This window comes from Streptomyces sp. NPDC050548 (assembly GCF_044457385.1).
In the GTDB taxonomy this organism is placed as follows: Bacteria; Actinomycetota; Actinomycetes; order Streptomycetales; family Streptomycetaceae; genus Streptomyces.
In genome coordinates this window covers 13,806-37,998 of the sequence record NZ_JBITGV010000011.1, presented here as the reverse complement: position 1 = coordinate 37,998, position 24,193 = coordinate 13,806, and the positions used below count along the sequence as shown (strand labels likewise).

Annotated in this window: 25 protein-coding genes, 1 tRNA gene and 1 pseudogene; 8 read left to right on the top strand and 19 right to left on the bottom strand. The window is 71.4% G+C overall.

The genetic code is table 11. From position 1 onward, the window contains the following. Positions 1–168 precede the first annotated feature (168 nt). Entirely contained in the window at positions 169–1,944 is a 1,776-nt protein-coding gene (locus tag ACIBJH_RS28220) for a tannase/feruloyl esterase family alpha/beta hydrolase (protein ID WP_399119685.1), read from the top strand. A gap of 70 nt (positions 1,945–2,014) precedes the next feature. Here the strand turns inward: ACIBJH_RS28220 and ACIBJH_RS28215 are convergent, their stop codons facing one another. After that, positions 2,015–2,710 (bottom strand): hypothetical protein, encoded by a 696-nt coding sequence (locus ACIBJH_RS28215; RefSeq protein WP_399119684.1) that lies wholly within the window; start codon positions 2,708–2,710, stop codon positions 2,015–2,017. A 183-nt stretch (positions 2,711–2,893) separates the two neighbouring features. On the opposite strand from ACIBJH_RS28215, the gene ACIBJH_RS28210 reads away from it, so the two are divergent. Further along, positions 2,894–3,226, top strand: coding sequence for a DUF2218 domain-containing protein (locus tag ACIBJH_RS28210; RefSeq protein ID WP_399119683.1), 333 nt, complete (start codon positions 2,894–2,896; stop codon positions 3,224–3,226). Between the two features lie 19 nt (positions 3,227–3,245). Here the strand turns inward: ACIBJH_RS28210 and ACIBJH_RS28205 are convergent, their stop codons facing one another. The 6 genes from ACIBJH_RS28205 to ACIBJH_RS28180 form a co-directional block, all read right to left on the bottom strand. Further along, entirely contained in the window at positions 3,246–3,782 is a 537-nt protein-coding gene (locus ACIBJH_RS28205) for an NUDIX hydrolase family protein (RefSeq protein ID WP_200711346.1), read from the bottom strand. Positions 3,783–3,797: 15 nt separating this feature from the next. Beyond that, positions 3,798–4,937, bottom strand: coding sequence for an amidohydrolase family protein (locus ACIBJH_RS28200; protein WP_399119682.1), 1,140 nt, complete (start codon positions 4,935–4,937; stop codon positions 3,798–3,800). Between the two features lie 2 nt (positions 4,938–4,939). Further along, complete coding sequence (locus ACIBJH_RS28195; protein WP_399119681.1) at positions 4,940–6,343, bottom strand: glutamine synthetase family protein; 1,404 nt, start codon at positions 6,341–6,343, stop codon at positions 4,940–4,942. Positions 6,344–6,379: 36 nt separating this feature from the next. Further along, positions 6,380–7,192 (bottom strand): SAM-dependent methyltransferase, encoded by an 813-nt coding sequence (locus ACIBJH_RS28190; RefSeq protein ID WP_399119680.1) that lies wholly within the window; start codon positions 7,190–7,192, stop codon positions 6,380–6,382. Between the two features lie 112 nt (positions 7,193–7,304). Then, positions 7,305–8,150 carry a hypothetical protein gene (locus ACIBJH_RS28185; protein ID WP_399119679.1) on the bottom strand — a complete coding sequence of 282 codons (846 nt, stop codon included), beginning with the start codon at positions 8,148–8,150 and terminating at the stop codon, positions 7,305–7,307. Positions 8,151–8,246: 96 nt separating this feature from the next. Then, entirely contained in the window at positions 8,247–8,594 is a 348-nt protein-coding gene (locus tag ACIBJH_RS28180) for a hypothetical protein (RefSeq protein WP_399119678.1), read from the bottom strand. A 165-nt stretch (positions 8,595–8,759) separates the two neighbouring features. On the opposite strand from ACIBJH_RS28180, the gene ACIBJH_RS28175 reads away from it, so the two are divergent. After that, a complete protein-coding gene (locus tag ACIBJH_RS28175; protein ID WP_399119677.1) occupies positions 8,760–9,227 on the top strand; it encodes a potassium channel family protein in 468 nt (155 codons plus the stop codon). 16 nt (positions 9,228–9,243) lie between these two features. On the opposite strand, the gene ACIBJH_RS28170 is transcribed toward ACIBJH_RS28175, so the two are convergent. From ACIBJH_RS28170 to ACIBJH_RS28155, 4 genes are all read right to left on the bottom strand, one after another. Continuing rightward, complete coding sequence (locus ACIBJH_RS28170) at positions 9,244–10,797, bottom strand: carboxylesterase/lipase family protein (RefSeq protein ID WP_399119676.1); 1,554 nt, start codon at positions 10,795–10,797, stop codon at positions 9,244–9,246. Positions 10,798–10,906: 109 nt separating this feature from the next. After that, positions 10,907–12,448 carry an MFS transporter gene (locus ACIBJH_RS28165; RefSeq protein WP_399119675.1) on the bottom strand — a complete coding sequence of 514 codons (1,542 nt, stop codon included), beginning with the start codon at positions 12,446–12,448 and terminating at the stop codon, positions 10,907–10,909. Between the two features lie 86 nt (positions 12,449–12,534). After that, complete coding sequence (locus ACIBJH_RS28160) at positions 12,535–13,746, bottom strand: sensor histidine kinase (protein ID WP_399119674.1); 1,212 nt, start codon at positions 13,744–13,746, stop codon at positions 12,535–12,537. Between the two features lie 84 nt (positions 13,747–13,830). Continuing rightward, complete coding sequence (locus ACIBJH_RS28155) at positions 13,831–14,868, bottom strand: zinc-binding dehydrogenase (RefSeq protein ID WP_399119673.1); 1,038 nt, start codon at positions 14,866–14,868, stop codon at positions 13,831–13,833. A 252-nt stretch (positions 14,869–15,120) separates the two neighbouring features. Here ACIBJH_RS28155 and ACIBJH_RS28150 point away from each other — a divergent pair, with 252 nt between their 5' ends. Continuing rightward, the gene (locus ACIBJH_RS28150) at positions 15,121–15,618 is read left to right on the top strand and encodes a MarR family winged helix-turn-helix transcriptional regulator (protein ID WP_399119672.1); all 498 of its coding nucleotides are present in this window, start codon (positions 15,121–15,123) and stop codon (positions 15,616–15,618) included. 6 nt (positions 15,619–15,624) lie between these two features. Here ACIBJH_RS28150 and ACIBJH_RS28145 read toward each other — a convergent pair. Beyond that, positions 15,625–15,960: pseudogene (locus ACIBJH_RS28145) on the bottom strand (response regulator transcription factor); the annotation flags it as partial. After that, a complete protein-coding gene (locus ACIBJH_RS28140) occupies positions 15,961–16,254 on the bottom strand; it encodes a hypothetical protein (protein ID WP_399119909.1) in 294 nt (97 codons plus the stop codon). Between ACIBJH_RS28140 and ACIBJH_RS28135 the strand changes: the two genes are divergently transcribed. Then, on the top strand, positions 16,184–16,375 hold the full coding sequence (locus ACIBJH_RS28135) for a hypothetical protein (RefSeq protein ID WP_399119897.1): 192 nt from the start codon (positions 16,184–16,186) through the stop codon (positions 16,373–16,375). The genes ACIBJH_RS28140 and ACIBJH_RS28135 overlap by 71 nt on opposite strands. 95 nt (positions 16,376–16,470) lie before the next feature. Here ACIBJH_RS28135 and ACIBJH_RS28130 read toward each other — a convergent pair whose 3' ends face one another. Further along, on the bottom strand, positions 16,471–17,283 hold the full coding sequence (locus ACIBJH_RS28130; protein ID WP_399119671.1) for an SAM-dependent methyltransferase: 813 nt from the start codon (positions 17,281–17,283) through the stop codon (positions 16,471–16,473). Between the two features lie 67 nt (positions 17,284–17,350). Further along, the gene (locus ACIBJH_RS28125; RefSeq protein ID WP_399119670.1) at positions 17,351–18,175 is read right to left on the bottom strand and encodes a lysophospholipase; all 825 of its coding nucleotides are present in this window, start codon (positions 18,173–18,175) and stop codon (positions 17,351–17,353) included. A 120-nt stretch (positions 18,176–18,295) separates the two neighbouring features. Here ACIBJH_RS28125 and ACIBJH_RS28120 point away from each other — a divergent pair, with 120 nt between their 5' ends. Both ACIBJH_RS28120 and ACIBJH_RS28115 read left to right on the top strand, forming a co-directional pair. Further along, positions 18,296–19,069, top strand: a complete 774-nt coding sequence (locus tag ACIBJH_RS28120) for a sulfite exporter TauE/SafE family protein (RefSeq protein WP_399119669.1) — start codon at positions 18,296–18,298, stop codon at positions 19,067–19,069. 22 nt (positions 19,070–19,091) lie between these two features. Beyond that, positions 19,092–19,850: a cobalt-precorrin-6A reductase gene (locus ACIBJH_RS28115; RefSeq protein ID WP_399119668.1), complete on the top strand. Its 759-nt coding sequence runs from the start codon at positions 19,092–19,094 to the stop codon at positions 19,848–19,850. Here ACIBJH_RS28115 and ACIBJH_RS28110 read toward each other — a convergent pair. The 4 genes from ACIBJH_RS28110 to ACIBJH_RS28095 form a co-directional block, all read right to left on the bottom strand. Beyond that, positions 19,837–20,301 (bottom strand): hypothetical protein, encoded by a 465-nt coding sequence (locus tag ACIBJH_RS28110; protein WP_399119667.1) that lies wholly within the window; start codon positions 20,299–20,301, stop codon positions 19,837–19,839. The genes ACIBJH_RS28115 and ACIBJH_RS28110 overlap by 14 nt on opposite strands. Before the next feature lie 43 nt (positions 20,302–20,344). Beyond that, on the bottom strand, positions 20,345–22,423 hold the full coding sequence (locus tag ACIBJH_RS28105; protein ID WP_399119665.1) for an MDR family MFS transporter: 2,079 nt from the start codon (positions 22,421–22,423) through the stop codon (positions 20,345–20,347). A 70-nt stretch (positions 22,424–22,493) separates the two neighbouring features. Continuing rightward, a complete protein-coding gene (cobF, locus tag ACIBJH_RS28100; protein ID WP_399119664.1) occupies positions 22,494–23,267 on the bottom strand; it encodes a precorrin-6A synthase (deacetylating) in 774 nt (257 codons plus the stop codon). Between the two features lie 89 nt (positions 23,268–23,356). Beyond that, a complete protein-coding gene (locus tag ACIBJH_RS28095) occupies positions 23,357–23,914 on the bottom strand; it encodes a DUF309 domain-containing protein (RefSeq protein WP_399119663.1) in 558 nt (185 codons plus the stop codon). A gap of 100 nt (positions 23,915–24,014) precedes the next feature. Between ACIBJH_RS28095 and ACIBJH_RS28090 the strand changes: the two genes are divergently transcribed. Further along, positions 24,015–24,088: transfer RNA gene (locus ACIBJH_RS28090), tRNA-Pro, on the top strand. The last annotated feature ends 105 nt before the right edge of the window (positions 24,089–24,193 follow it).

The window sequence follows — 24,193 nt, the reverse complement described above, 5'->3', positions numbered from 1 at the left end:
ATGTTGCGGCGGGCGTCGGCTCCGGCCCTGGTCAGCGGTATCGAGCCAAGCCTTCGACGAAATCGTCAACAATAGAGTCGACGCTATTGCCTGCGGATTAAGGGAGAGCTACGTTCCTCGCCGTGCCGCCGCACGACCTCCATCCGGCGAGCGAACGGAGTACCCAGCATGCCCAAGCTGCTCAGAAGGTGTCGGTGGAATTCGGCGACCTTCCTTGCCACCCTGGCGGCGGCCGTAGCCCTCGTGATCGGGGCGAGCCTGGTGCTGGCCAACAGCGCCGTCGGCGGTGCGCAGGCCGCCAACTCGGCCTCGGCGAAGGCCGTGTCGGCGAGCACCGCAACCTCGGGCATCGCACCGGCCATGTCCTGCTCCGGCGTCGCCCAACTCGACCTCGCCGCCGCCGTCCCCGGTGTGCCCTTCGAGATCGGCTCGGCCACCGAACTCGCCGCGAGCGCCAACACCCTTGGCAACTGGGCGGCTTGTGACGTCAAGGGCGTCATCGCCCCGCAACTCCACTTCGAGATCAAGCTCCCCGAGACCGGCTGGCAGGCCGACTACCTCCAGCTCGGCTGCGGCGGCCTCTGCGGCAGCACCAACGTGACCAGCGCCCCCGCCTCGGCCGGCTGCATCCCGCTGACCACCGGCGCCTTCGCCGTCGCCTCCAGCGACGAGGGCCACTACCAGGGCGGCGGCCTCTTCTCCACCGACCCCACCCTGAGCGCCGACTTCGGCTACAAGTCCGACCACGAACTGGTCCAGGCGGCCAAGGAGATCATCAAGCAGTACTACGGCCAGGCGGCCACCCGCTCCTACTTCGACGGCTGCTCCCAGGGCGGCCACCAGGCCCTCACCGAGGCCCAGCGCTACCCGACCGACTTCGACGGCATCGTCGCCGGCGCCCCGGCCAACAGCTTCACCGCGCTGAACACCTTCTCGCACGCCTGGACCGCCCAGTCCGTGTACCTGAACGGCGGTCCGGCGACGATCACCAACGCCGACCTGGCCGACCTCCACAAGGCCGTCCTCAAGGGCTGCGGCGCCCCCGCCGACGGCATCATCGCCGACCCGTTGAGCTGCACCTGGGACCCCGGCACCAGCCAGTGCGCGGCCGGTCAGACCTCGACGTCCGACGACTACTGCCTGACCGCCGACCAGGTCACCACGCTGCGCCGCATCTACGCCGGACCCACCGACGACCACGGCCAACTCCTCTACCCCGGCTACCAGTTGCGCGGCTCCGAGCTGAACTGGGCCGGCATCATCACCCCGGCCACCGCGACCGGCGCCAGCGGCGACATCAGCTTCGTCCGGGAGACCCTGCGCTACCAGATCTTCGACAGCCCCCAACCGGCCCTGACCTACAAGGACATCAAGTTCACGGCCGCCTACTACGACAAGGTGATGCGGTCCAACGAGGGCATGTACGACGCCACCGACCCCGACCTCACCGCGTTCAAGAAGGCGGGCGGCAAGATCGTCCTCTGGCACGGTCTCGGCGACCAGCACATCCCGGCCGTGGGAACGATGGCCTACTACAAGGCGGTTGAGAAGGCCGTCGGCGGCGAAGCGGCCACCGAGTCCTTCGCCCGGCTGTTCCTGCTCCCCGGCGTCGCGCACTGCGGCGGCGGCCAGGGCCCGAACACCTTCGACGCGCTGACCGCGATCACCGACTGGGTCATCAAGGGCGACGCCCCGGCGAGTCTGACGACCAAGTCGGTCGACAGCGGCGGCAACACCACCGCCTCCCGCCCGGTCTACCCGTTCCCGTACTACGCGAAGAACACCACGGGCGGTCCGGACACCGACGCGAGCAGTTACACCCCCGTCAAGTCCACCGCCGAGGCGAAGCTGAAGCTCAACTGGCTCGGTTCCTTCCGCTCCGGCTACGAGACGGTCGGCAACTGGGTGGGCCGCCAGTGGGTCGTCACCAAGGGCAAGAACTGACGTACGGCGAAAGCCGGTCGAGAGGTCGCGGCCCCCGGCTTCGAGGCGGGGGCCGCGGCGTGGAGCGGGATCAGGCCCCGCGGTCCGGGTGCGGGAGGTAGGGGCCGAAGTGGTCGGCGACGATCTCGGCGACCGCGTCGGCGTCGTGCCGACCGTCGACCTCGATCACGCGGATGCCGAGCCGCCGGGCGGAGCGGGCGGCGTCCTCGGTGACGAGACGGTCGCGGGCGAGGCGGTTGGCCTGCGCGCGGGCCGGGTCGCTGACCCGGTGCCCCAGCGAGGCGGCTCTCGGCAGACGGTCCAGTTGGTGCAGGCGGAACTCGGGTGTCGGCACCATGACGACCATCCGACGCGGCGAGTCGACGACGGACGCGACGAGCTCGGGACGCAGCCCCCAGCCCTCGGCGAGGATCGGGCGGCCCGAGACGAGCGCGCGCAGGTCGTCCAGGGCCCATGCGAACCGGGCCGGGAACCGGGCCAGGGTCTCGGCGGCCATTTCCTCCGGGGCGGTGTGGACCCACACCTGGTCCGGGTCGGGCTCGGTGAGCGGCTCACCGAGGGCGAGACGGCGGGCGATCCTGCGGTCGTTGTGACCGCGGGCGTCGTGGAAGTCGTAGTGATACGCAGTGATCCCGTATCGGACGGCCAGCAGACGGGCCACGGTCGACTTGCCCGCCCACTGGCCGCCGCCGATCCACAGCGCGCTGCCCAGGGTGCCGAAAGGGTCCCAGATCCCGCTGTCGGCAGGGGACTCGGAGCTGGTCATCCGATGCTCTCCTCGGGGTCACCGGCGACGGATCGGTCGCGTCCGGCGGGCGAAGACGACCGGGAAGGCATCCATACGTTGCGGACCGTGCCGGGTGTCGTGTCCGTGCGGTCGGTCCAACTCTCCGGCACCATCGAGTCGTTGCGCACCCCCGTCGTGCACCCCCGTCACCCTGGAGCCGTCATGTCCCGATCCGAAGCCCGCGTCGTCACCGACCGGCCGCAGCGCTACGCCAAACAGCTCGCCTCCCACCTGGGCCGCCGCAGCGAGACCAGTTGGGACGAGGAGACCGGGGAGGGGCGTCTCGTCTTCCAGGACGGCACAGGATCGCTGACCGCCACCGAGGGGGCGTTGCTGCTCGCGGTGGAGGCGGAGCCCGAGTTCCTCGATCGGCTGGAAGACGTGGTGGGGCGGCATCTGGTCCGTTTCGGCACCAAGGACGAGTTGGTCGTCGAGTGGTCGCGCGACAACGGTGAACCCGGCACCAGTCAGCGCAGCCCGGGCGACACTGCCTGAGCCACGGTGACGGTCCAGGTCAGGACACGCAGCCCACGTGCGCCAGCGCCTGCTTGAGCAACACCCCGTGCCCGCCCGGCATCTCGCTGCGCAGCGCCTCCGAGGCGGCCTCCTCCGGGCTGAACCACACGAGGTCGAGAGCGTCCTGACGGGGCCGGCAGTCACCGGTGACCGGTACGACGTAGGCGAGGGACACCGCGTGCTGCCGGGGGTCGTGGTACGGGGTGACCCCGTGCGTCGGGAAGTACTCGGCGACCGTGAACGGCTGCAGCGAGGCCGGGATGCGGGGCAGCGCGACCGGGCCGAGGTCCTTCTCCAGGTGGCGCAGCAGGGCGTCACGGACCCGCTCGTGGTGCAGTACGCGGCCCGAGACGAGGGTGCGGTTGACGGTGCCGTCGGGGCCGATGCGCAGCAGCAGGCCGATGCTGGTCACCTCGCCGCTGTCGTCGACGCGGACGGGCACCGCCTCGACGTACAGGATCGGCATGCGGGCGCGTGCCTGTTCGAGGTCGTCGGCGGACAGCCAACCGGGCGTGGTATCGGTCATGTCAGACATTGCTTGATCATACTTTCAGTGTCCGTCGGATAGCCGGTAGACCCGGCGGGCGTTGTCCGCTCCGGCCCAGCGCGCCAGTCGCAGCGCGTCGGGCAGGCCCAGTTCGTCGGCGTCCACCCGGTCCTGGAGAAGATCCCCCAGACCCCTGCGGAACGCCAGCGCGCCGAGCCCGTAGAACTCGGCCAGACCATAGGCGTCGGAGCTGTACAGCAGTTTGCGGAAGGGGGTGATCTCCAGCGCCTCAGCCAGTACCGCCCGAGCCCGGAGCGGACCTACATGATGCAGGGTGAGCCCGACATCCAGGTACACCCGCTCGAAGACGGCCGCCAGGTAGCCGGCCTGGCGCTGGTACGGCCAGCAGTGCAGGAGCAGCACGGGGATCGTGCCGGCGGTCAGGTGCAGCCAGTCCGTGAGGAGGGCCGGGTCCGTGCGGTGCAGCCGGATGTCGTTGTCGCCGAAGCCCGTGTGGAGCTGGAGCGGGAGCCCCAGGTCGACCGCGGTCCACAGCAACTCCCGCATCAGCACCGGGTCTTCGAGCCGTCCGCCCCGGGCCAGCCAGCCGTGGGCAGCGCGGGTCACCTCCGCCTCCGAGGGCCGGGCGGGGTCGAGGTCGAACCCGGTCCGGTACGCGGCCACCGACTTCACCCCCACCACCCCCGGCCGCCGCACCGCGTCCAGGGCGGCGGCCCGAAAGGCGTCCGCATACGCGTCCGGCTCGACACCCCGCGCGGCCACACCCTCCGCGACGGTTTCGAGCCGTACGACCTCATGGGCGACCGCGCCCGCCGCCCCGGCGAGTTCGGGGGGCGCGGTGATGGCGTGCGGGGCGAACCCCGTGTCGACACAGAACACGCCCGTTCCCGCAGCGGCGAGGAAGCGCCGGTTGACCTCGACCGGCCCCAACTCGGCGCGCCGGGCGAGGTATTCGTCGGCGGGCGCGTGCCGCTCCAGGTCCAACAGGGGCGCGCAGTAACGGCGTACGGCGATCCCGACCGGGCTGTCGAACGGTGAGATCCCGCTGCCGGGCCAGACGTCACCCTCGGTGAGCAGCGACTCGAAGGCCGTCCGGTCCAGGTCCTCGGTGACCACTCCGTGGCAGTGGTGGTCCACCAACTCCAGCGCGGCGAGCGCTTCGTGGACCGGTCCAGTGCCCATCGTCAGTACTTCCAGCGGTAGGCCGCCGCGATCCGCTCGTCGTCCAGGTCGGCCACGGCCGCGATCTCGCCCTGCCGTACGGCGATCACCGCGTCGGCCAGGACCGGTCCAAGTGCGGCCCGCAGCAGCTCGTCCTTGCGGAACTCGGCGACCGACTCGGCGAGCGAGGTCGGAAGTCGCCGTACACCGCGGGCCGTTGCCTCCGGCGCGCCGAGGTGTGCGGGGTCTCCGGTGGTCTCCTCGGGCAGGGCGGCCGACGAGGTGAGGCCGTCGAGTCCCGCGGTGATCAGGCAGCCGAGGGCGAGATAGGGGTTGGCGGCCAGGTCGACCGGTTTCACCTCCAGGTTCGCCGCCTGGGCGCGCAGCCCGGCCGTACCGGTGACGACACGCACCGCGGCCTCGCGGGTCTCGCGGCCCCAGGCGGTGAACACCCCGGCCCACTGGGAGGGTCGGAGGCGGAAGTAGCTGGCCGGGCTCGGCGCGGTGACTGCGGTGAGGGCCGGGAGATGGGCGAGGACACCGGCCGCGAACGACTCGGCCCCGGCCGTCATGCCGTAGCGCCGGTCGCCCCCGGTGTGCAGGTTCGCGCCGTCGCGCCAGGCGGAGAGGTGGATGTGCCCGCCGTTTCCGACGCCCTGGGCGAGGACGGCCGGTGTGAACGAGGCGCGCAGGCCGTGCCGTTGGGAGACCGCGCGGATGGTCTGCCGTACCAGGACACTGCGGTCGGCCGCCGCGACCGGGTCGAGCGCGCCCACCGACAGCTCGAACTGTCCGGCCGCGTACTCGGGGTGGAACTGGTCCACGTCCACGCCCTGCGTCGCCAGGGCCGACAACAACTCGGCACCGTAGTCGCTCAGTTCGACCTGCCGGGTCGCGCTGTAGGCCGGGCCGGTCGTGGCGGGTACGAACTCGCCGGTGGGTGCGGTATCCAGGCCGAGGACCCACTCGATCTCGATGCCCGCCCGGAAGGTGATCCCGTGGAGCCGCTCCGCGTCCTTGACGACCCGGCGCAGGAACGTGCGGCTGCAGCCGGGGTGCCGCTCGCCCTCCTGGGTGATCCGGTCGACCGGCGCCCAGGCCCAGCCGGGCTGCCCGGACAGGACGGCCAGCTGGTCGAGGTCGGGGTACAGGCGCAGGTCGCCGTCGGGTGAGCCGAGGACGTCGGTGGTGACGATGGAGTCGTTCGCCAGGAAGGTGTCGAACACCGGGGACATGCCGACGCCCCAGGCCGCGGCCGAGGCGAGCTTCGCGGTCGGTACCGACTTCACCCGGCCTACGCCGGCGGTGTCGACGTAGGCCAGGACGATCCCGTGCACCCCCCTTCCGGTCAGCTCCGTGGCCAGTGCGGTGGCGCGCTCGACCTCGCCGGGGCGTCCGCCGGGCAGTGGGTCGGCAAGGGTGGTCATACGTCCTCCACGGTCGCTTCCTGGTCGGCTGCGCCGTCAGGGTTTCACGGCCACCGCTCCGAACTGCGGTACCGCGGCCGGGGAGGCGGAGTCCGGGCGCCACTGCGAGCACGGCACCAGACCGGGTTCGAGGAGGTCGAGGCCCTCGAAGAAGGCGGCGATGTCGGCGCGGCTGCGGGCGGTGATCGGGGGAGTGGCGTTCTCGTTCCAGAACGCCATCGCCGGTACGTTGCCCTCACCGCCGAGATCCGCGTCGAAGGTGGGGTGGGTGAGGACGAGGAAGCTGCCCGGCGGGACCGCTGCCATGACGTCGCGCACGACCTTCCGGGCCTCCTCGGTGTCGAGGACGAAGTTCAGGATGCCCAGCATCATCACCGCGACGGGACGGTCGAAGTCGAGGGTGCCGGCGGCCTGTTGGACGATCGACGCCGGGTCGTGCACGTCCGCCTCGATGTAGGCGGTGACGCCCTCGGGGGTGCTCGTCAGCAGCTTGCGGGCGTGGACCAGCACCAGCGGGTCGTTGTCGACGTACACGATCCGCGCGTCCGGTGCGACGCGCTGGGCGATCTCGTGCGTGTTGTCGACGCTCGGCAGTCCGGTGCCGAGGTCGAGGAACTGCCGTACCCCGCGCTCGCCGGCCAGGAACCGCACCGCCCGGCCGAGGAAGTCCCGGTCGGCGCGGGCCACTTCACGGATCACCGGGAACATGCCGGCGACGTGCTCGCCGACTTGCCGGTCGATCTCGTAGTTGTCCGCGCCGCCGATCCAGTAGTTCCACACGCGCGCGTTGTGCGCCACACCGGTGTCGAGCCGGGCCTGTCCCTCTGCCGGGGTGTCGCTGTCACTCACGTCTTGACTCCCTGTCGCCCGCGTCGCCGTCGACGCCATTGTGCCGCCCGTCGATCACCCGGCCCAAGGGTTCGCGACGACGGGGCACATGTTCTTCGGTGATGGCGAACTCTCAGTCCAGGTTGCCGGGTTGGGCGGGCGGCGTCCTGCCCGCCAGGACGTCCTTCAGATGCGAGGCGCCCTGCCGGACGGCGGCCTCGGTCGTGTCGGACTCCGTGCCCCCAAGGCCGCCCGACGTGACGGTGATCGCGTCGGTGCCGACCCGGACGACGGCCAACTCCAGGGTGAGCGTGGTGGGTTGGGCGGCGCCCGTACTCGTGACGGTCACCTGGAGACCCTGCCGGGCGTCGCCCACGGCGGGCACCTCGTTCTCGATGACCTGGACCGTGCGCCGGCCGCCCTTGGAGTCGGTCGCGGTGAACTGGTCGCACGTCACCGGCAGCGTCTTCAGCCAGTTCAGGGAAGCGCCGAGCCGGGCGCGGTCGTAGGCGGCGACCTGGTAGACCAGCCGGGACTCGCTCTGCTCGAACCCGGTCAGCGCGGACGCGCCGGACGGCTTGCCGAGGAGATCGTCGCCGTAGAGCGCGTCGAGCAGTTTCTGACAGTCGGCGGCGTTCGTCTTCGCGGTGAGGAGGGCGCCGACGTCGACCTTGCCGATGACGAGCTTGTCGGCCCAGGTGGCGGCGTCCTTGACCTGGGTCCAGTTGTCCTCCAGGTCGGCCTCGGTGATCAGTGCGGCCCTGGCTCCCGCCTCGGTGAGCGCGGGGGAGGCGGACTTCCCGGTACGGGGCGAGGCGAGCGGGGACTCGGCGGCCAGTGGGGAGGCGGCGACGTCCGAGGCGCTGTCGCCGCCCGCACCACCGCTGCCGCCGGAGCAGGCCGCGCAGGTCAGCAGCGTGCCCGTCGCCAGGGCTGCGGCCAGGACACGGACGGGGCGGGAGGACGGGCGACGGTGCATGGCGGGGCCTCCAGGGGGAGTGACGGTCGCCCTCAGGGCACCATCGGGCCGCCGGGCCCTCCAGCGCAGGGGGCCGTTCGGGTGAGGGGTGTGGTGTCAGGGCCCACCGTCCGGCGGCGGCTCGGACGGGCCGGAATGCCGGTGCGGCAGATGCAGACGGTGTTCGTGGTGCGGCCGGGGTTCGTGTTCCGCGCGGCGGGCCCGTTCGGCGAGCCCGGCCTCCAGCACATGCACCGTGCGCCCGCCGCACTTCGGGCAGACCGCGTCGGCGAGCGGCGACCTCATGGCCCTGCCCTCCTCGTCGACGTACTCCTGCGTGGTCAGGCCGGTCGCGTCGGTCGGGTCGGTGAAGAACATGACCTGGAAGGTGGCCTCCCAGGAGTGGCCGCAGTCACCGCAGGTGAACGCGAAGGTCTCGGGAACGGCTCGGGGCTCCGCCGTCATGGCACGGTCCTCCGTCTCGTGGGCGGCCGGGTCGGGCCGCCCGGCCCTCCAGCGCACAACGCCGCAGGTCGTACGGCAACTCGAACGCCCCGTCCGGCATGCCCGCGCCCCCGCCCACCCCGACACTGGCCCCAGGCCCCGGCACCGTGACGCGAAGGAGTGGCCATGCTGCCCGGATTCCTCACCAGGGCGGTCGAGTTGCTGCTCGGCCGCGAGGGCCGCTCGCTCCATCTGAAGGCGGCGGGCGGGGCGACGGCGGTCCTCGGCGTGGTGATGCTCGTCGGCTCATGGGCAGTGGTCGCCGCCGAACACGGAGCCCGCGGCGCCAACCTGACGACCTACCCCAGAGCCCTGTGGTGGTCGATCGAGACGGCGACGACGGTCGGATACGGCGACTTCTACCCGGTCACCCTGTGGGGCCGCGTCGTCGGCTCGGTGGTGATGGTCGTCGGCATCACCACCTACGGCCTGGTCACCGCGGCCCTCGCGACCTGGTTCGTCGGCCGCGAACAGCGCCGCCGCCACCATCTCGCCCACGGCGCACAGGAGTTGGGCGCGGAGGCCGTCCGCGCCCTGCACGAACGCTTCGACCGGCTGGAGCGGTTGCTCGCCGGGAAGGGGGAGAACTCGTGACGGCGGGCGGCTCCGGCTACTCGGTCAGCGGCAGCGCGCGGAAGGTGTACCCCTCCCACAGCCGCCGTGAGGTCTCCTCGGGATAGGCGGTGACCACGGGGTGGGCGTCGAGGATCTGCGCCGACCGCCGCTCGGTGTCGTAGGCGGGCCAGCCGGGGTCGCCCGTGCGCGCGAACTCCGCCCAGGACGAACGGAATCGGGACGACAGCGCCAGGGCATCGGGGGAGGGCTCGACATCGGCGAACAGCAGATTGCCCAGGTCGGCGGTGAAGGTGCCGAACAACAGCGGGATGTCCAGGCCGTGGCAGGCGCCCAGCCCACCGCCCAACCCCGGGGCGGGCCAGGTGAGTTCGTAGACGTGGGCGCGACCGCCGCCGGCGAGCTGCGCCTCGGCCAGGTGCAGCGAAGGCATGCCGAACAGCCAGTCGGTCTGGACGCGTTCGTACAACTCCCCGGGTGAGCCGTCCGGGAAGGCGTCGCGGTACGCCGATTCGGGGTCCGGACCGGGACCGAACCGCCGCAGCGCCGTACTCGCGTCGGCCGGCCCGATCTTCCCGGCCTGCCCGGAGAGTACGACGAACAGCCGGTACTCCTCCCGGTTGTGACCGACCATCAGCTCCACGTCCCGGGCCGCACCGGCCGCCAGCCCCTCCCAGGGCGTGACGGGCAGCACCTCGCCGTCCACGACCGGCGAGAACGGCGTCACCGTGTGGACGACCGAGCCCCAGCGGTCCTCGTACTGGGGCATCTTGGGGCCCAAGGTCTCGCCCAGCGAGGGCAGTTGACGCGGGTCCACGGTCGCGAGGTCGGCGGCCGTGGGGCGCAGTCCCGCCTCGGCGGCGAGCGCGGCGCCGATGTCCTTGGCCAGCGGGTCGGAGAAGAAGGTGCCGGGCACGCTCTGCGCGATCGCCCGCCGGAACAGCCCGGACGCGCTCGGCATGACCAGCAACGAGGCCACCGACCCGCCGCCGGCCGACTCGCCGAAGACCGTGACCTGCTCGGGATCACCGCCGAACGCCGTGATGTTGTCCCGCACCCACTCCAGTGCGGCCACCTGGTCGAGCAGCCCTCGGTTGGCGGGCGCCCCCTCGATGCGCGCGAACCCCTCGATGCCGACACGGTAGTTGAGGCTCACGACCACGACATCGCCGTCGCGCGCGATGTGCTGGGCGTCGTAGCCGGGGCTGCCCGCGTGCCCCAACTTGTAGGCGCCGCCGTAGATCCACACCATGACCGGGCGGCGCGCCGCCGGATCGGGCGCGGGCGTCCACACGTTGACGGTCAGCCAGTCGTCGCCCGTCGGCCCCGTGACAACGCCCCGGCGGCCCTGGATGCCGGACTCCTGCGGGGGCGGCGGCCCGAAGTCGAGGGCCTCGCGCACACCGTCCCAGGCGCGTACCGGGCGCGGTGCCTGGAAGCGCGCGTCCCCGACGGGCGGTTCGGCGAACGGGATGCCGCGGAAGACCGCGAGCCCGTCCTCCAGCCGTCCGCGCACCGCGCCTGCGGCGAGCCGCACCACGGGTGCGGTGGCTGAATCGGCGTCTTTGTCACGGGAGTTGGGGGTCGTCATCGTGGACTCCTCGCTGGGGAACGACGGGGTGCGCGGGCAGGCCGAGGGCGGTCGCCGTCCCGCTGGGTGCGGGGCGGCGACCGCCGTGTGCTCGATGAACCAGAATGCCTCAGGCCTTGGCCTCGGAGACCTCCGGAGCCGAGGTCGGCGCCGAGTCGGCCGGCGCCGAGTCGGCCGGCGCCGAGTCGGCCGGCGCCGAGTCGGCCGGCGCCTCGTCGGCCGGTGCCTCGACGGCCGCACGGGCCTTGGGGATCAGGCTCGCGAGGAAGAAGGCCAGCAGTGCGGCCCCCGCACCGATCGCCATGACCACCTTGAAGCCGTTCTCCGACGGAAGGGCGTAGCCGCCGAAGTCGGTGGTCATCTGGGCCAGGATCACCCCGGCGATGGCGCTGGCGAAGCTGGTGCCCAGGGACCGCATCAGGGTGTTGAGGCTGTTGGCGGCACCGGTCTGGGACGGGTCGACCGCGCCCATGATCAGGGCGGGCAGGGCGCCGTAGGTGAAGCCGACACCCGCGCCGATGATGCAGGAGACCAGGATGAGGTGCCAGACCTCGGACATCAGCAGGATGTTGAGGGCGTAGCCGGAGGCCACGATCAGTGCGCCGATCATCAGGGTGACCTTGGGGCCCTTGGCCTTGGTGACGCCCGCAGACACCGCGGACATGGCCATCATGACCAGGCCCTGCGGGGCCAGCACCAGGCCGACCGTCAGCATCGACTTGCCCAGGCCGTAGCCGGTCTGCGTGGGCAGCTGGAGCAGCTGGGGGAGGACCAGGGACATCGCGAACATCGAGAAGCCGAGGGCGATCGAGGCCAGGTTGGTGAAGAGCACCTGCGGCTTGGCGGTCGTGCGCAGGTCGACCAGCGGCTGCGGGCTGCGCAGCTCGTACCAGCCCCAGGAGAGCAGGATCACGACGGCTGCGGAACCGAGGACCAGGGTGGTCGCGCTGGTCCAGCCCCAGTCGGAACCCTTGGAGATCGCGAGCAGCAGCGAGACCAGTCCGGCGGAGAGTCCGAGCGAGCCGACGAGGTCGAAGCGGCCTCCGGTGCGGACCTTGGACTCGGGCACCAGCACCAGGACCAGCAGGAAGGACAGGACGCCGAGGACGGCGGAGATCCAGAAGAGGGAGTGCCAGTTGTAGTGGTCCGCGATGAAGGCGGCCGAGGGCAGCCCCAGGGCGCCGCCGACGCCGAGCGAGGCGCTCATCAGGGCGGTGGAGCCGGCCAGCCGGTCGCTGGGCAGGACGTCCCGCATGATGCTGATGCCGAGCGGGACGACCGCGGCGGCCAGCCCCTGCAGCGCGCGGCCGATGACCATCGGGACCAGCGAGTCGGCCAGGGCGCACACGATCGAGCCGGACACCAGCAGCACGATGCTGGTCAGCAGCATCCGGCGCTTGCCGAACATGTCGCCGAGGCGGCCCACGACCGGGGTGGCCACGGCTGCGGCCAGCAGGGTGGCGGTGACCGCCCACGCGGTGTTCGACGCGGAGGCGTTCAGGTACTTCGGCAGCTCCGGAATGATCGGGATGACCAGCGTCTGCATCAGCGAGACGACGATTCCCGCGAAGGCCAGCACCGCGACGACGGCATTCGACCTCGGCGGAGCGGAGGAACCCGCCTCGGCGGGTCGGGCAAGGGCGTCGGACATGGCGGAGCCTCCATCGGGAACGAGCTGCGACGATCAGGGACGAGCTGACTTGCTTGACTCACTCAACCATAATGAGGTTGATTGAGTTACGCAAGTACATTCTGGGTGTGGGCCGGTGAACGGGGGAGCAACGGCAGTTCGGTGACGACCTCGAAGCCGCCCTCAGGGCGATGACCTGCGTGGAGTCGGCCACCGGCGGAGAGCGCGCGCTCCCGCATGCCGATGACTCCGTAGCCGCCACCGGTGGCGGGGGAGGAGGGCGGTGCCGTGCCGCCGTGGTCGGTGACGGTGATGCCCAGCCGGTCGCGCGAGTAACTGAGCCGCACCTCGGCCGAACCGGTGCCCGCGTGCTTGGTGACGTTGGTGAGCGCCTCCTGCACGATGCGGTACGCCGTGAGATCCGTACCGGCGGACAGCGGCCGCGGCCTGCCCTCCGTGCTGACGCTGACGACGAGCCCGGCGGGCTCGAACGAGGCGGCCAGCTCGGCGAGTTGGGCCAGCCCCGGCGCGGGCCCCGAGGGTGTCTCCGAGTCGTCCGCGTGCCGCAACAGGCCCACGGTGGCCTTGAGTTCGCGTACGGCCGACAGCGTGGTGCCCGCGAGTTCACCGGCGATCCGCTCGGCCTCCTCGGGGCGGCTGCGCATCAGCCGTACGACGGTGCCGGCCTGGAGGTTGGCCAGGACGAGGTGATGGGCGACGACGTCGTGCAGATCGCGGGCGATCCGCATCCGTTCCTCGGTGACACGGTGGCGGGCCTCCTGCTCGCGGGTGCGTTCCGCGTGCTCGGCGCGGGCCTGCACCGCCTCCGGATAGGCCGCGCGGAGCCGGGTCGTGGTGCCCAGCGAGGTGGGCAGCAGCAGCCAGAAGACCGGGCCGAGCAGTTTCAGGACCAGCGGTTCGTTGTGGGGGCCCACGATCAGAGCCGTGCCCACCAGCAGGGTGATGCCGGCGGCGGTGAAGAGGTTCGCGGTGGTCCGCTCGGAACGCAGGGCCAGCGTGTGCAGCGCGACCATGAGCGGCCCGATCACCAGGACCGTGACGATGTAGCCGATCCCGGCCACCACCATCGCGCAGCAGAGGGTGACCACCACGGTGGTGCGCGGCAGGGTGCGCCGCCACAGCAGGGCGAGGGAGGCCAGACCCGAGACCAACACGCCGGGCCACCAAGGGACTTCGAGGTCGCGGCCCGGGATCGTCAGCATGCTGCCGGGGAAGGCGCAGGCGAGGAGCGCGACGGCGAGGACCAGGTCGAGGGTACGGGGATGGCGGCGCAGCACCCGCTGCAGGCGGTGGATCATGGTGTGGGGGTCCTGTCCGAGGCGGCCGGGCGCGCGCCGGTGGCCGCCGGGGGCGGTGGGGCCGGCGCGCCGTCCGCTGCTCGTCTACTCGTCGAAGGTGACGACGATCTTCTCCGCCGCGCCCGGCGTCAGCGCGAGCTCGAAGGCGTGCTCGACCTCGCCGAAGGGCACCCGGTGACTGATCAGCTTGGCGAACCGCTCGTGGTGCTCGACGATCTCCTGGGTGACCTCGAAGATCTCGGTGGGGTAGCCCTGCGAGGCGATCAGCGTCAGCTCGCTGCGGAGCATCCCGCCGAGGTCGATGTCGGCGCCCTTCTTCTGTACGGCGACCATGACCAGCTTGGCGCCCCACTTCGCGGAGTCGACCGTGGTGTTGACGACGGCGGCGACACCGGCGGCGTCGATGTAGATGTCGGTGCCGGCGCGCGGCTGGCCGAGCGCGTTGGCGGCCTGCCCGTGCAGCTCGGTGAGGCGTGAAGTCACGTCCTCCTCGGCGGAGTTGATGACCGCGTCCGCGCCGACCGCGAGCGCGGTCTCCAGGCGGGAGGCGATGACGTCGGCGACGACGACGTGCTCGACCCCGCGCAGCTTCAGCCAGATCGCCGCGCCCAGACCGATGGGGCCGGCACCGAAGATGACGACCTTGTCGCCGGGCTTCGCCTCCGAACGGTTCACGGCGTGCCGGGCCACCGCCATCGGCTCGTTGAGGGCGGCGACGTCGAAGGGCACGGTGTCGGGGAACGCGGTGACGCTCTTGCCGACCTCGCAGTCCTCCAGCAGGAGGTAGTCGCTCATGGCGCCGTGCTTGCCGCCGCAGCCGATGATCCCGGAGGGCGAGCCCTGCGGGTTGACGACCACCCGGTCCCCTGCCTTCAGACCGTCGACCTCGGCACCGACCTCGACGATCTCACCGGCCGGCTCGTGCCCGAGGGGGACCGGCACCATGGCGCCGCCCGCGCCGAACGGGCCGCCGCCGATGTGCAGGAAGAAGGTGTCGGTACCGCAGATCCCACAGGCGCGGATCTTCATGAGGGCGTCCTTGGGCCCGGGCACCGGACGCTCGACGTCCACCACGTCGATCTTGTCGACGGCACCGGTCTGGACGGACTTCATCGTGGCCATGAGGGGACTCGCTTTCCATGTGCGTGAGGGGTGTCACCGGCCCCGGCGGCGGACGGGGGGAGTGCTCCGACCGTCGGGACCGGTGACGGCGCCATACTCCGTCCCCACGGCGTACGGCGCGACGGGGACACCTCCGCTTCGGTGACCCCAGCTCTGGACTTGCTTGAGTTAGGCAACCATAAATGCATTACTTAAGTCAAGTAACCGTTTCAACCTTGCTTAACTCAGGCAAGTACCTGTTACGGTGGATGTATGTCCACACCGCCACCCGCAACAGCGCCCGTCCCGGAGGACGTGGCCGAGATCGAGCGGGTCCTGACCCGGATCGCCTATCTCGCCGGGCGGGCCCGGCAGCACGAGCGTCTGATGGCACTGGTCGGGCTGCCCCTGGACCGGGCCGCCGTGGCGATCCTGCGCCACATCGCCGAGAGCGAGCCGCTGCGCCCCGGGGTCCTCGCGGTCCGGATGTCGGTGGAGGCCTCCCATGTCACCCGCCAGCTACGGCAGTTGGAGCAACTCGGCCATGTCGTCCGCATCCCGGACCCCGACGACGGCCGCGCCCAGCGCATCCAGCTCACCGACAGCGGACTGGCCGCGGTCAACCGCATCCGGGACGTGAGCCGCCAGGGCATGGAGATGGCGCTGGCGGACTGGTCCTCCGAGGACCTGCGCCAACTCGCGGCGCTCTTCCACCGGTTGGTCGACGACTTCGTCACGCACGCGGAAGCGGCCGTGGACGTCTCGGCCTGAGGGCTTTCAGAGACCGGGCCGCACCTGACCGTGCTGCCAGGCCCAGGACGCGATCCCGACACGGTTCCGCGCGGCCGGTTTCAGCTGGACGCGGGAGAGGTGTGTCTTCACCGTGGACAGGGAGACGTACAGCCCGGCGGCGATCTCGGCGTTCGTCCGGCCGAGCGCGACCAGCCGGACGACCTCCGCCTCGCGGCCGGTGAGCGGCTCGCGCAACGCCGGTGCGGGCGGGGCCGGTTCGGGTGCCGCCGTCGTCGTGTCGGTGAGATGCCTGAGCAGTCGGACGGTGACCGAGGGCGAGACCAGCGAATCACCGGCCGCAGCCGCCCCCACCGCCGCTGCCTACACGCCGGTCATGGCGAGGATCCGCCGGGGAGCCGCCCCGGCGAGCCGCAGTGCCGCGAGGCGCTGTTCCCGGCGGGCAGCGCCGAGCCGCCCGGCCGCAGCGGCCGGCACGATCACCGGGGCGATCAGGAGACCCACGCCGAGGAGTACGGCGGCCTGGTCGTCGACTATCGGCGCCGACCTGCACGACTTCGGCGCCCACCACGTCACCGGCATCCTCGTGCAGACCCAGGCGGCCCGCGTGATGGCGACCAGCCGGCCCGCGGACTTTGCCCCCGTGCTCTCGGGCATCGAGCGCGCCACGACCGAGGCCCCGGCGTCCATGCGGCGCACGGTCGGCGCGCTGCGCGACACCGGACCGGACGCGGCCGACCGCTGCCAGGCCGTCGCTGAACTCGTCGAGGGGCGGTGACTCCGGACCGGTCCAAGTGAAGGGGGGCGGGTGGGAGGTGCGGGCGGTGTTTGCGGCGGGGCGGTCATGAGGGGGCGGTACCGGTGGGCGTTCCGTCAGGCCTTGAAGCCGATCCCGCCGTACAGTGAGATCGGTCCCTCGCCGAGCGGGGTCTCGCCCTCCGCGAGTTCCGAGTGCCAGTCGGCCAAGGACACGATCCCGGGCTCGATCGGCTCAAGTCCCTTGAAGAAACTGCTCACTTCGGCGTGCGAGCGGGCCACCAGGGTCACCCCGCCCGCCGCGTAGGCGGCGATGCCCCGCTCCACCTTCTCCCGCTCGAAGTCGGCGGTCATCGCGGACAACACCAGACAACTCCCCGGCGCCAGCGCGCCGATCAACGTGTCGACCAGTTCGTGGGCGTCGTCCTCGTCCGCGATGAAGTGCAGCAGGGCGATGAGCGAGAGGGCGACGGGCCGGTCGAAGTCCAGGACGCGGGCGGCCTGTTCGAGGATCCTGAGCGGCTCGCGGGCGTCGGCCTGGAGGTACTCCGTCGCGCCCTCGGGCGTGCCGCGCAGCAGCGCCGCCGCGTGCGCGAGGACGATCGGGTCGTTGTCGACGTACACGATCCGCGCGTCCGGCGCGGTGGACTGGGCGATCTGGTGGAGGTTGGGCGCGGTCGGTATCCCGGTGCCGACGTCCAGGAACTGCCGGATGCCCGACTGCTGGACGAGCAGCCGTGTCGCGCGCTGCATGAACCAGCGGTTGGCCCGTGCGGTGCGCGGGGCGCCCGGGTCAAGTGCCGTGATGTGACGGCCCAGTTGCTCGTCGACCGGGTAGTTGTCCTTGCCGCCGAGGAACCAGTCGTACACCCGGGCCGGATGCGGCTTCGACGTGTCGATCCGCTGGGCGGCGGACTCTGTCCCGGTCACGCGAGACTCCTCTGCTCGACTCTGTTCCACGACGACCCCGACGGGGTGTGCGAGCAGTTTGGCACGCTCATGCCGACCCGGTACGGCCGATCAACACGCCGTCCAGGAAACGGATCAGGTCTGCGAAGACCTCCGCCCGGTTCGTCTCGTGGAACACCTCGTGCCGGGCACCCGGATACACGTGCTCGGTCAACTCCCCGCCGCTCAACCGCTCCACGCCCACCCGACTGCCGGAGAGCGGGACGAGCCGGTCGTCACCGCCGTGCAGCCAGAGGAGCGGCAGCCGGCCGATGTCACCCGCGTCGGCGACCGTCGTCAGGGTGCGGGCGAAGGCCTCCAGCGTCGGCCGCTTCATTGGACCGTGCCAAACCAGCGGATCCGCGGCGTAGGCCGCACCGACCTCCGGGTCACGGGAGAGCGCGGCCGGGTTGATCGGGACGTCCGGAATCTCGTCGAGGGCGAGCAGCCGCTCCGGCAGCTCCCAGGTACCGATCACCGGCCCGGACAGCACGAGCGCGCCGAGCTCGTCGCCGTAACGCTGCGCGAAACGGGACGCGATCAGGCCGCCCATGGAGTGGCCGATCAGGACGAGGGGGACTCCCGGGTACGTGGCGCGGGCCAGGTCGGCGACGGAGTGCAGGTCCGTGACCACGTCCTCGAAGTCGCCGATCAGCACCCGCTCACCGCCCGACTCGCCGTGACCCTGGTGGTCGGGCCCGAGGACGGCCGCGCCGTGCGCCACCAGTACGGCGGCCAACCCGGCGTACCGGCCGATGTGTTCGCCGTATCCGTGCGCGACGAGGGCGACGTACCGCGGGCGCTCGTGCGGCCACTCGTGTGCGGTGATCGTGCTGCGGGTACCGGGGAGGACATGCTCGCGGGTGTCGGCCACAGCCAGAAACTAACACCGCCGGGCGGAGGTCATGATCCGCAGAGGCGTGGCGGCGGCAGGGGCCACCTGGCGAGACACTCCTTACGCGGGGAGATGTAAGGACATACGATCGGTCCTCGCATGAACACGATGACGCTCTGGCACATATCCGGCTGGGAATTCGCCGCGCTCGCCGCCGCGGCCCTGCTCGTCGGCTTCTCCAAGACCGCCGTGAGCGGGGCCAACACGGTCAGTCTGGCGATCTTCGCGGCCGTCCTGCCCGCCCGCGCCTCCACCGGCGTACTGCTCCCGATCCTGATCGTCGGGGACGTCCTCGCCGTCCTCACCTACCGTCGGCACGCCCACTGGCCCACGTTGTGGCGGCTGTTCCCGGCGGTCGCGGCGGGAGTCGTGATCGGGACCCTGTTCCTGGTGTGGGCCGACGACGCGGTCGTACGGACGTCGATCGGCGCGATCCTGCTGCTCATGGCCGGAGTGACCTTGTGGCGCCGCCGCAAGGCGGAGGCCGACGAGGAGCCGGACTCGGTGGCCACCCGGTCCGGCCGGGTGAAGGCCCGCTCCTACGGCGTGCTCGGCGGGTTCACGACGATGGTCGCCAACGCCGGCGGCCCGGTCATGTCGATGTACCTGCTCTCCGCGGGGTTCCGGAAGCTTGGCTTCCTCGGTACCTCGGCCTTCTTCTTCCTGATCGTCAATGTGACCAAGGTGCCCTTCAGCGTCGGGCTCGGCCTGATCGACGGCCACTCGCTGCTGCTCGACGCGGCACTCGCGGCGTTCGTCGTGCCCGGTGCGCTGATCGGCAAATGGGCCGTGAACCGCATCAACCAGAAACTGTTCGAGCAGCTCGTGATCGCCGCGACGATCATCGGCGGCCTGCAGTTGCTCCTGCGCTGACGTGACCTCGTACGCTCGCCCCATGCCCCCGCACATCCTGATCCTCGGTGGCACCACCGAGGCACGCGAACTGGCCGCCGAGCTGGCGGTACGGCGTCCCGAGGTCCGGGTGACGACTTCGCTCGCCGGGCGGGTCTCGCGGCCGGGGGCACTGGCCGGGGACGTACGGATCGGCGGGTTCGGCGGCGCTGAAGGGCTGGCCGAGTGGCTGCGGGAACAGCGCGTGGACGCGGTCGTCGACGCCACGCACCCCTTCGCCGAGTCGATCACCGCGAACGCGGCGCGGGCCGCGGCGGACACCGGGCTGCCCGTCGTGGTGCTGCGCAGACCCGGCTGGCGGCCGGTCCCCGGAGACCGCTGGCACCCGGTCGCCTCACTGCCCGAGGCCGCGGCGATGCTCCCCGGACTCGGGCACCGCATCCTCCTCACCACCGGCCGCCTGGGCCTCGCCGCCTTTGCCCACCTGTCCCGACTGCACTTCGTCGTACGGTCGGTGGAGCCGCCCGAGCCCCCGATGCCACCGGACATGGAGGTACTGCTCGCGCGCGGACCCTTCACGGTGGCCGACGAGGCGGCGCTGCTGCGTCGGCACCGGATCGACGTGGTCGTGACGAAGGACAGCGGGGGAGCGGCGACGGCGGCCAAACTCACGGCCGCGCGGGAGGCGGGCGTCCCGGTGGTGGTCGTAGGACGGCCGCCGTTGCCGGAGGGTGTGCGCGCGGTGCCTGATGTCGCCGGGGTGCTGAAGTGGGTGGGGCGGCTGGGGTTCAGCCCGGGGTGATGACCGTGGCCCGGAGACGGTCCACCGCGCGCAGCACCTCGTCCCGGTTCTTGGCGCTCTTGATCCAGGCGGGGAGTCGGGCGACCAGGGTCATCTTCTGCCCGGTGTCGTACCAGGGCGCGCGTTCGCGCAGGTCGGCGGCGACGAACCGCCTGATCAGGTCGAGGTGTTGGAGGTTGTACGCCCACAACTCCCCGTGCCTGGTGTCCGTCTGCAGCCAGAGGGGCGGCCGGGAGCACAGACCGGGGCCCCTGTTGATCCGGCACAGGCCACAGGACCGGCAGATCAGGCGGGTGTGCGGACGGCTCACACCGTCGGCGTCCCGAGGGGTGCACGGGCGCCGCTCGAAGTGGGCGATCCCTTCGCAGCGCGGACACCGGACCAGCGTCGACGACGCGAAGTCGGCGAGCGTGGCGCGCGGGTCGTGGAAGCGCACGGGAGCCGGGGACATGCCGTGAGTATGACCACCGTCCCGCCGGCCCGGCACCCGGTTTTCAGGAGGTGGAGCTCTCCGCCAACTCCGCCGGGCGCTGCGGGAGTCCGGAGCTGAGGTCCTCCACCAGGAGGCGCTTGGCGATGGTGTCGACCGCGGCGCGGAGGTCGGCGCCCGAGGGGCGGCCGATGTCCTGCTGGACCCGGGCCTCCAGCCAGTTGCCCCATGCCCTGCCGATGATCTCGGCCTCGCGTTCGCCCGCCGCGGTGTGGGAGAGGAGGTTGCCGGCGCGGGTGAGGTAGCCCTCCTCGACCATGCGGTCGAAGACCGGGAGGAGCACCTCCGGGGGCATGTGCCGGCGGGCGGCGATCAGGCCGAGGCTGGCGTGGCCGACCATCCTGCCGAACAGTTCGACCTGCATCACGGCCCAGGCGCCGGCGATGTCCAGGCGGGTGTCGGAGTCCGTGATGATCCGGCGGGCGGTGTCGAGGTCCGTGCTGCCGATGACCTTGCCGACGGCCGCTTCGAGGAGCCGTTGCGAGTCCGCGCCGCGCGGTGACGCGAAGCCCTCGCCCATGTCGGTGGAGCCCATCCGCGCGCTGTCGCGCAGCTCGACCTGCTTGAGGAACAGAGCGACCACGAAACCGATCACTGCGACCGGGACCGTCCACCGGAACACCGTCTGGATGGTGTCGGCGTACGCGTCGATGATCGGCGCGGCGGCGGCGTGCGGCAGTTTGTGCAGGCCCTCGGGGCTGGTCGCCGCCTTGGTGATGACGACGGGGTTCAGCGCACTCGTCCTCGCGGCGGACGCGATTCCGTCCTTGAGGTTCGGTCCCAGGGTGTTGGCGTAGATCGTGCCGAAGACGGCGGTGCCGAAGGAACTGCCCAGCGTACGGAAGAAGGTGACGCCGGAGGTCGCGGTACCGAGGTCGGTGTACTCGACGGTGTTCTGCACGGCGATCGTCAGCACCTGCATGCACAGCCCGATGCCGGTGCCGAGCACGAACATGTACACCGACTCCAGGAACGCGCCGGTGCCCGGACCCATGAGGGACATCAGATACAGCCCGACGCCCATCACCGCGGAGCCGATGATCGGGAAGAGCCGGTACTGGCCGGTCTTGCTGACCACGTTGCCGCTGAAGACGGACGCGATCAGCAGCCCGATCACCATGGGCAGTGTCCGTACGCCGGAGACCGTGGCCGAGTCGCCGTCGACGTACTGCAGATAGGTCGGCAGATACGTCAGCGCGCCGAGCATCGCGAAGCCGACGATGAAGCTGAGGATCGAGCAGACCGCGAACACCGGGTTGCCGAACAGCCGCATGGGCAGCATGGGTTGAGCGGCCCGCGTCTCGACCCAGCAGAACAGGCCGAGCGCGATGACGCCGCCCACGAACAGGCCGATGATGGTCGCCGAACCCCACGCGTACTCGTTGCCGCCCCAACTCGTCGCCAGGATCAGTGAGCTGGCGCCGACCGCGACCAGCGCGATGCCGAGATAGTCGATCACGGGCCGTACGGCCGACTTGACCACCGGGATGGTGCGGGCCGCCGCGATGACGACGACGATCGCGATGGGCACGTTGACGTAGAACGCCCAGCGCCAGGTCAGATGGTCGGTGAACAGGCCGCCCAGCAGCGGTCCGATGACCGTGGCCACACCGAACACCGCACCGATCGCGCCCTGGTACTTGCCGCGCTCCCGCAGCGGGATGACGTCGGCGATCAGCGCCATCGCCGTCACCATCAGCCCGCCCGCGCCGATGCCCTGCACCGCGCGCCAGGCGATCAGCAGCGTCATGTTGGTGGCGAGACCGCACAGGAACGAGCCCGTGATGAACACGATCGCCGAGACCTGGAAGACCACCTTGCGGCCGAACAGGTCACCGAACTTGCCGACCAGCACGGTCGCCACGGTCTCCGCCAGCAGATAGGCGGTGACCACCCACGACATGTGCGCGGCACCGCCCAGGTCCGACACGATCGTCGGCAGGGCCGTGCCCACGATGGTCTGGTCGAGGGCCGCCAGCAGCATGCCGAGCATGATCGTCACGAAGACGACGTTGCGGCGGCGCGAGTCCAGCACGGGGGGCTGCTGCGCGGAAGGCAGCGAGGTTTCCTCGGCGACTGTCACGAGGTCACTTTCACACCGGTGGACCATCCGCGCACAGTGGGCGGGGCCGCTCGGGTTGCTTCCTCGCGCGCTACTCCGCCGCCGGGTGCCGGCGCAGCAGATACGTGTCCATGATCCAGCCCTTGCGCTCACGGGCCTCCGCGCGCAGCCGCTCGATGCGCGGGGCGGCCTCGGCTATCGGTCCGGAGGCGAGGATCTCGTCCGGGGTGCCGATGTAGGCGCCCCAGTAGATGTCGATGTCCTGGTCGGCGTACTGCCGGAAGGTCTGCCGCGCGTCGAGCATCACCACCACGTCGTCCACCCCCTCCGGGAACCCCTCGGACAGCCGCCGCCCCGTGGTGATCTGCACCGGCCTGGCCACTCGGTTCAGCCCCGTGCGGTGCCGGGCCACGAGCGCAGAGACACTGCTGATGCCGGGCACGACGTCGTACTCGAAGGCCACCGCGCCCCGCTCCAGGATCTCCTCCAGGATCCCGAGCGTGCTGTCGTACAGCGAGGGATCCCCCCACACCAGGAACGCGCCGCTCTCATCCTCGCCCAACTCCTCGACGATGAGCCGCTCGTAGATGTCCGCGCGGGCGCTGCGCCAGTCGCCGACCGCCGGGGAGTACGCGGTACCGCCGGCCTTCCGGTCCCGCTCCGGGTCGCGCGCCTCGATCAGGCGGTACGTCCCCTCCGGTATGTGCGCGTCGAGCATGTCCCGGCGGAGCCCGGTGAGGTCGGACTTCACCTCACCCTTGTCGAGGATGAAGAACACGTCGGTGCTCCGCAGCACCCTGACCGCCTGGAGGGTCAGCTGCTCGGGGTCGCCCGCGCCGATACCGATGACATGAATCTTTCGCACGCCCCCGAGTCTGCCCCACGCCACTGACAGTCCGTACACCGCACCGACACCGACCGGCACCGACATGGCATCCCCACCGCATGGACCGGCTACGACGTCCCGCGCAGCCGGGGCGCCCGCGCCCGTGCGTCCACGGTCCCGCCGCCCCGTTCCACGTCGTCGCCGAGCCCGCGCGCCCAGGCGGCGACCCCCGCGAGATCCATCCCGTACGGCCGCTCCCGCCCGGTCAGGGACGCCCACTCCTCCACGCCCCCGGCACCGCGCCGCAGCAGCCGGGCGCCGCCGGTGACGTTCCCCCGGGCCGCGTGGGTGAGCCCCACCGCGAGCTGGGCGAGCCCGCGCCACAGGGCACGCTCCTCGTCCGGTCCCGACTTCCAGGCGTCCTCGAAGACCTCGTGCGCGTGGAACGGTTTCCCCTCGTCGAGCAACGCCTGCGCCTCGACGACGGTCTCCTCCGGCGCCCGCACGACACCCTCGGGCTGCCGCGCGACACCGTCCACGCCGTAGGGCAGCGGCCGCCCGAGCCCGTCCCGGGGCCGGGCATTGCGCGCCCGCCCTGCACCGTCCCGGTCCCGCACCCCGCCCGTACCGCCCGTACCGCCCGTACCGCCCGTACCGTCCGCACCGTCCGAGGATGTGTCGCTCATACGACGATTGTCCCGCGCCCGGCACCGGCTTCGGCGCACCCCCGACCGTGGGGTAGGCTGCTGTTCGCGCGATCACGCGGTTCACCGCAGGACAGCGCAACGGGACGTGGCGCAGCTTGGTAGCGCACTTGACTGGGGGTCAAGGGGTCGCAGGTTCAAATCCTGTCGTCCCGACTCGATGGAGTCGCAGGTGAGGGGCCGTTTCGGAAATAATCCGAAGCGGCCCCTTGACCATTCTCAGGGTCGGAGTCCTTTCGCCCAGGATCAAACTCTCCCGGT